The organism is Aeromicrobium sp. REDSEA-S32_B7, assembly GCF_001626145.1.
Classification (GTDB): domain Bacteria; phylum Actinomycetota; class Actinomycetes; order Propionibacteriales; family Nocardioidaceae; genus Aeromicrobium; species Aeromicrobium erythreum.
Genome location: NZ_LUNF01000225.1, coordinates 1 through 5,889, shown reverse-complemented (window position 1 = coordinate 5,889; position 5,889 = coordinate 1). Strand labels below are relative to the sequence as shown.

Here is a 5,889-nt window from a genome sequence, read left to right as displayed (position 1 = left end):
GGCCCACGACCCGGCGGCAGAGCGCCAGGCCGATGCCGGTGCCGCCCTCGGCGCGCTCGCCCTGCTCGCCTACCTGGGCGTGCTGACGATGGCGCTGGCCTACGCCCTGCTGTACGCCGGCCTGCGCACCACCTCGGGCTCGGCCGCCACCGTCGCGACCCTGCTCGAGCCCGTCACCGCGGCGGCCGTCGCGGCGGTGCTGCTCGACGAGCGCATCGGCCCGCTCGGGCTGCTCGGCACCGCGCTGGTGCTCGCCGCCGTGGTCGCGGCTGCCGTGCACCGCGCGTTCCCGCAGCTGCTGGCCCGTCGCTGAGCGGCCCCGCCCGCAGGTGGGCGAGACTGGCGTCATGGCGACCATCGAGCTCGACGACGTCACCGTCACCGCCCCGACGGCGGACGGCGAGGTCGTGCTCCTGCGCGACGTCACGGCGCGCCTGACGGAGCGCCGCGTCGTCGTCGTGGGCGCCAACGGCTCGGGCAAGTCGACCCTCGCCCGGCTGGTCAACGGGCTCGTCTCGGCAGCGTCGGGCACGGTCCGCGTGGACGGCCTCGACGTCGCGACCGACGGCCCCGCGGTGCGCCGCCGGGTCGGGTTCGTGTTCACCCAGCCGGCGGCCCAGCTCGTCATGCCGACCGTGCTGGAGGACGTCGCCCTGTCGCTGCGTCGGCACGTGAAGGACAAGCGCGAGCGGGAGGCGCGCGCCCGGGCGGTGCTGGCCGACATCGGGCTCGCCGACCGCGCCGACACCTCCGTGCACGCCCTCTCCGGCGGCCAGCAGCAGCTGCTGGCGATCGCGGGCGTCCTGGCCTGCGAGCCCACGGTCGTGGTCGCCGACGAGCCGACCACCCTGCTCGACCTGCGCAACGCGCGCGCGGTGCAGGAGCGCCTGCTGTCGATGGAGCAGCAGCTGCTGCTCGTCACGCACGACCTCGACCTGGCGCGGCGCTGCGACCGGGCGCTGGTCGTCGAGGACGGCCGCGTGACGTGCGACGACGACCCCGAGCGCGCGGTCGCGCACTACGTCGAGAGTGCACTGTCGTGAGGCGCGCACGGTGAGGAGCCTGCCGCTCGGCCTGCAGGTCCCCGGCGACACCGTCTGGCACCGCCTGCCCACCGGTCGCAAGCCGCTGGGCCTCGTGCTGCTCGGCGTCGGGGTCGTCGCCCTGCAGGGCCCGTGGCTCCCGCTGCTCGCCCTCGCGGCCGCCCTGGGCGTCGCGCTGCACGCTGGCGTGCCTGCGCGCAGCCTGGCGCTCGGTGTCCGACCCCTGCTCGTGCTGCTGGGGGTCGTGGCGGCGCTGCAGACGTGGCAGCGGGGCTGGCCGGTGGCGGTCGAGGTCGTGGCCACCACCCTCACGTTGGTCGTGCTCGCCACGACGTTCACCGCGACGACCCCGACCGACGACCTGCTCGACGCCGTCGTGCGCGCCGCCCGCGTGCTGCGGCCCTTCGGCGTCGACCCCGAGCGTGTCGCGCTGACCTTCTCCCTCGCGATCTCCTCGATCCCCGTGGTGACGACGCTGTTCACGCAGACACGCGAGGCGGCCAAGGCTCGCGGCCTCGAGCGCAGCCCGCGCGCGACCTTGACCCCCTTCGCGGTGCGCACGGTCGCCCACGCGCACGCCGTCGGCGACGCCCTCGCCGCCCGCGGCCTCGGCGACCCCGACTGACCCCCGCCCTTCCCCTCCCTCCGCGTCCCCCTCCCCTCCCCGCGTTTCGTGGACCTGGTGACGGAATCCGGCGCCGAGACCGTCGTCAGGTCCACAGAACGCGGGGAGGGACGGGGCCTACACTCCCCCGCATGGACGACGTCGCGCCCGAGCCCGCTGCCGCGCTGCGGACCCTCGTCGTCGACGACGAGCAGCCGGTGCTCGACGAGCTCGTCTACCTCCTCGAGCGCGACCCGCGGGTCGGTGCGGTGCACACCGCCCGCTCCGGCGCCGAGGCGCTGCGCCGACTGGAGGGCGGCGCCGTCGACCTCCTCTTCCTCGACATCGCCATGCCCGGGCTCTCGGGCATCGACATCGCCCGCGTCGTCGGGCAGTTCCGCACCCCGCCGCGCGTCGTCTTCGTCACCGCGCACGAGGGTCATGCGCTCGAGGCGTTCGAGCTGGGCGCCCTCGACTACCTGCTCAAGCCCATCCGGGAGGAGCGGCTGCGCGAGAGCATCCGGCGCGCGGTCGACCAGGGCGACCCCGCTCCGGAGGCGGACGAGACGATCGCCGTCGAGCTCGGCGGCGTCACCCGCTTCGTCCGGCGGTCCACGGTGACCCACGTGGAGGCCCAGGGCGACTACGTCCGGCTGCACACCGCGGACGGCGCCGGGCACCTGGTCCGCACGCCGCTCACCGGCCTCGTCTCCGACTGGGAGGACGTCGGCTTCGTGCGGATCCACCGCAGCAGCGCCGTGAACCTCGCGCACGTGCGCGAGGTGCGCATGCAGGCGGGCCGCTGCAGCGTGGTGGTGCCGCACGGCGACGGCGTCGTCGAGCTGCAGGTCTCGCGCCGCCACACGCCGACCCTGCGCGACCTGATCCACGAGCGGAGCCGGTGACGTGCCGGAGCGCGCCGACGGGCCCGGCGGTCGCGTCCGGGTCACGAGCCCGCTGACGTCGGCGGTCGCGCCGCACGGGCGTCGCAGCGCACGGCAGGAGATCGACGAGGAGACCGGGGTCGGCGACGTCTACGTGCGCTCGCTCGTGTCGACCCAGCTGCGGTCGGCGCTCGCGGTCGTCGCCGCCCTCGCGCTCGGCCTCGGGAGCCTGCCGCTCGTCTTCGCCCTCGTGCCCGACGTCGCCGACGCCCGCCTCGGAACGGTCCCGCTGCCGTGGCTCCTGCTCGGCGTCGTCGTGTACCCGGCGCTGCTCGCGCTGGGGTGGGTGTACGTCCGACGCTCCGAGCGCGCCGAGGCCGACTTCACCGACCTGGTCGACCCCGGGTCGGTCGAGGACGTGCCCCGGTGAGCACCACCCACGCCGCCGTGGCCGTCGCGCTGGTCTCGCTCACCACCCTCGGCATCGGCGCCTTCGGGTTGCGGGTGAGCCGCACGACCAGCGACTTCTACGTGGCCTCACGGTCGGTGTCGCCGTCGCTCAACAGCTCGGCGATCGGCGGCGAGTACCTGTCGGCCGCCTCGTTCCTCGGCGTGGCGGGGCTCGTGCTCACCTCCGGGCCCGACGTGCTCTGGTACCCGATCGGGTGGACGACCGGCTACCTGCTGCTGCTCGTGCTCGTCGCGGCACCCCTGCGTCGCTCGGGCGCCTACACGATCCCCGACTTCGCGCAGGTGCGGCTCCAGTCGGTCGCGGTGCGCCGGGCGGCCACGCTGCTCGTCGTCGGGGTCGGCTGGCTCTACCTCATGCCGCAGTTCCAGGGCGCCGGCCTGACGCTGCGGTCGGTCTCGGGCAGCCCCGACTGGGTCGGCATGGTGCTCGTGGCCGGCATCGTCGTCGTGAACGTGGTCGCCGGCGGCATGCGCAGCATCACCTTCGTGCAGGCGTTCCAGTACTGGCTCAAGCTCACCGCGCTGCTCGTGCCCGCCGTCTTCCTGCTGCGGGCGTGGGCGCTCGACGGCACGCCCTCGCCGGTGGCGCCCGACGCGTGGTTCGCGCCCTGGAGCACGACCGACGCGCAGGGCCTCTACACGACCTACTCGGTGCTCGTGGCCACCTTCCTCGGCACGATGGGGCTCCCGCACGTGGTGGTGCGGTTCTACACCAACCCCGACGGCCACGCCGCACGCCGCACGACGCTCATCGTTCTGGGCCTCATCGGCGGGTTCTACCTCCTGCCGACGGTCTACGGCGTCCTCGGTCGGGTGTACGCCTCCGACCTGGTGGCGGCCGGCCGCGCCGACACCGTGGTGCTCGAGCTGCCGGCGCGGGTGCTCGGCGGCGGGCTGGGCGACGTGCTCTCCGCCCTGGTCACCGCCGGCGCGTTCGCGGCCTTCCTGTCGACGTCGTCGGGCCTCACCATGGCGATCGCGGGCGTCGTCGGCCAGAGCCTCTCGGCCGGTCCCCTCGCGGGACGCCTCTCCCCCATCTCCTCGCTGCGGCTCGCGGCAGCCGGTTGCGTCCTCGTCCCGCTGGGCCTGGCGCTCGCCGCCGAGCCGATCCCCGTCGCGAGCTCCGTGACCTTCGCGTTCGCGCTCGCGGCGTCGACGTTCTGCCCGTTGCTGGTGCTGGGCATCTGGTGGCGCGGCCTCACCGCACCAGGAGCCCTGGCGGGCATGGCCGGCGGCGGGCTCGCCGCGCTGCTCGCCACGGTGGTCGCCATCTCAGACCGTCCCGGCGGCTGGGTCGGCACCCTCGTCGGCCAGCCCGCGCTGTGGAGCGTGCCCCTCGGCTTCGGGCTCATGGTGGGCGTCTCCCTGCTGACCCGCTCGCGCGTCCCCACCACGGTGGCGCGGACGATGGTGCGCCTGCACACCCCCGAGCGCGTCGACGTCCGCCGCTGACGGTTGACCACGGCGCCGCTCGTCGCGCCGCACCCACCGTTCGTCGAGGGCAGCGCGCCGCACGGCGCAGGCAGCGGCACCCCGAGCGCACCACCGGGGTTGTGACCTGGCGCACAGTGGACGGCGCTTCTAGCGTCCTGCGGTGGGACGCGCGTCACACCCGGTGCGCGCCGGTCCCGAGAAGCGAGGTGTCCCCCGTGGCCGAGAAGCTCACGCCCGAGGTCCATGCGGCCTACGAGCGCATCCACGACTCCGAGGAGTTCACACAGCTCCGCAACAACTACCTGAGGTTCGTCGTCCCGATGACGGTCGGCTTCATGCTCTGGTACCTCCTGTACGTCGTGTGCTCGAACTGGGCGCCCGGCCTGATGGGCACCCAGGTGTTCGGGACGATCAACGTGGCCCTGCTGTTCGGGCTGCTGCAGTTCGTCACGACCTTCGGCATCGCCTGGGTCTACGCGCGCTACTCCGCGCGGGCGATGGACCCGATCGCCGCCGACCTCCTCGACGACTTCGAGCGGGAGGTCGGACGATGAACCGACCCGACGCGCTCCTCGCGGCCTCCGACTCCGGCAACCACCAGGCCCTCACCGGCACGCTGTTCGTCCTCGTCGTGCTCCTGACCGTCGGCATCACCTTCTGGGCGAGCCGCAACACCAAGACAGCCGCCGACTACTACGCGGGTGGCCGCTCGTTCAGCGGCTTCCAGAACGGCTTCGCCATCGGCGGCGACTACATGTCGGCGGCGTCGTTCCTCGGCATCTCCGGCGCGATCGCGCTGTCCGGCTACGACGGCTTCCTGTACTCGATCGGGTTCCTCGTGGCCTGGCTGGTGGCCCTGCTGCTCATCGCCGAGCTGCTGCGCAACTCCGGACGGTTCACGATGGCCGACCAGCTCGCCTACCGCATGCGCCAGACGCCCGTGCGCACCGCCGCCGCGACGTCGACCATCGTGGTCTCGATCTTCTACCTGCTGGCGCAGATGGTCGGCGCGGGTGCCCTCGTGGCCCTGCTGCTCGGCGTCGACTCCGCCGCGGCGAAGAACCTGACGATCGCCGGCGTCGGCGTGCTGATGATCGTGTACGTCGTCTTCGGCGGCATGAAGGGCACCACGTGGGTGCAGATCGTCAAGGCCGTGCTGCTGATGTTCGGCACGATCCTCATCTCCGCGCTCGTCCTGGCGAAGTTCGACTTCAACCTCTCCGACCTGCTCGGGACGGCCGCCGAGAACAGCGGCCAGGGCAGCGCCTTCCTCGAGCCCGGTCTCAAGTACGGCGTGAGCCTCACGAGCAAGATCGACTTCGTCTCGCTCGGCATCGCCCTCGTGCTGGGCACCGCCGGCCTGCCGCACGTGATCGTGCGCTTCTACACCGCCAAGAGCGTGCGCGCCGCCCGCTACTCGGCGCTGTGGGCGATCTTCTTCATCGCGCTGCTC

Annotated in this window: 7 protein-coding genes and 1 pseudogene; all 8 read left to right on the top strand. The window is 73.5% G+C overall.

What is annotated here, in order from left to right; translation table 11 throughout:
• The coding region (locus A6Q79_RS14700) for an EamA family transporter (protein ID WP_317698684.1) at positions 1–313 on the top strand (313 nt) is incomplete at its 5' end.
• A gap of 34 nt (positions 314–347) precedes the next feature.
• A complete protein-coding gene (locus tag A6Q79_RS14695) occupies positions 348–1,043 on the top strand; it encodes an energy-coupling factor ABC transporter ATP-binding protein (RefSeq protein WP_067860042.1) in 696 nt (231 codons plus the stop codon).
• Between the two features lie 10 nt (positions 1,044–1,053).
• Positions 1,054–1,668 carry a CbiQ family ECF transporter T component gene (locus A6Q79_RS14690; protein ID WP_286689886.1) on the top strand — a complete coding sequence of 205 codons (615 nt, stop codon included), beginning with the start codon at positions 1,054–1,056 and terminating at the stop codon, positions 1,666–1,668.
• A 131-nt stretch (positions 1,669–1,799) separates the two neighbouring features.
• Positions 1,800–2,552, top strand: coding sequence for a LytTR family DNA-binding domain-containing protein (locus A6Q79_RS14685; protein WP_067860048.1), 753 nt, complete (start codon positions 1,800–1,802; stop codon positions 2,550–2,552).
• A 1-nt stretch (position 2,553) separates the two neighbouring features.
• Positions 2,554–2,961, top strand: a complete 408-nt coding sequence (locus A6Q79_RS14680; protein ID WP_317698683.1) for a hypothetical protein — start codon at positions 2,554–2,556, stop codon at positions 2,959–2,961.
• Entirely contained in the window at positions 2,958–4,454 is a 1,497-nt protein-coding gene (locus A6Q79_RS14675; protein WP_289017221.1) for a cation acetate symporter, read from the top strand. Before A6Q79_RS14680 ends, A6Q79_RS14675 begins: the two co-directional genes overlap by 4 nt.
• 197 nt (positions 4,455–4,651) lie before the next feature.
• The gene (locus tag A6Q79_RS14670; protein WP_067860058.1) at positions 4,652–4,990 is read left to right on the top strand and encodes a DUF485 domain-containing protein; all 339 of its coding nucleotides are present in this window, start codon (positions 4,652–4,654) and stop codon (positions 4,988–4,990) included.
• Positions 4,987–5,889: pseudogene (locus tag A6Q79_RS14665) on the top strand (cation acetate symporter); the annotation flags it as partial. The gene A6Q79_RS14670 and the pseudogene A6Q79_RS14665, both read left to right, overlap by 4 nt.

Excerpts from the sequence above, each read along its gene's own strand:
- A6Q79_RS14695 (WP_067860042.1), top strand. The coding sequence starts at position 348 with ATGGCGACCATCGAGCTCGACGACGTCACCGTCACCGCCCCGACGGCG.
- A6Q79_RS14685 (WP_067860048.1), top strand. The coding sequence starts at position 1,800 with ATGGACGACGTCGCGCCCGAGCCCGCTGCCGCGCTGCGGACCCTCGTC.